This window comes from Actinoallomurus oryzae (genome assembly GCF_039541955.1).
GTDB lineage: Bacteria > Actinomycetota > Actinomycetes > Streptosporangiales > Streptosporangiaceae > Actinoallomurus > Actinoallomurus oryzae.
This window is the reverse complement of record NZ_BAABHF010000094.1, coordinates 1-559: the sequence shown is the minus strand read 5'-3', so window position 1 is coordinate 559 and position 559 is coordinate 1. Positions and strand designations below refer to the sequence as shown.

Here is a 559-nt window from a genome sequence, read left to right as displayed (position 1 = left end):
GGTGGTGCTGGCCAAGTGGCTGTCGACTGAGCCGTCGGTGTTGATCGTCGATGAGCCGACGCGGGGGATCGATGTGGGGACCAAGGCGGAGGTGCATCGGTTGTTGTCGGAGTTGGCCGGTCAGGGGTTGGCGGTGTTGATGATTTCTTCGGATCTGCCGGAGGTGCTCGGTATGGCCGATCGGGTGCTGGTGATGCATGAGGGTCGGCTCACCGCCGAGATTCCGCGGGGTGAGGCGACCGAGGAGAGTGTGATGGCCGCGGCGACCGGTCGGACCCGGCAGGAGGCGGCCTGATGGCGGTTGTGACCGCTGATGCGGGTGGGCGCCGGCTCGTCGATACCGTTCTGCGGGCGCGGGAGCTGAGCATTCTCGCGGCGTTGGTCGTGTTGGTGGTCGTGACGACCGCCGCGAATTCGTCGTTCCTGTCCCAGCAGGGTGTGAAGGACATCTTCTTGAACGCCTCGATCCTGGCGTTGCTGGCGGTCGGGCAGACGATGGTGGTGGTGACCCGCAACATCGATCTGTCGGTGGGGTCGGTGGTGGGGCTGGTGGCCTTCG

2 pseudogenes are annotated in these 559 nt (G+C 65.8%); both read left to right on the top strand.

Annotated features, from left to right (window positions below):
• A pseudogene (locus tag ABEA10_RS50780) lies at positions 1-295 on the top strand (D-xylose ABC transporter ATP-binding protein); the annotation flags it as partial.
• Positions 295-559, top strand: a pseudogene (locus ABEA10_RS50775) (hypothetical protein); the annotation flags it as partial. The pseudogenes ABEA10_RS50780 and ABEA10_RS50775, both read left to right, overlap by 1 nt.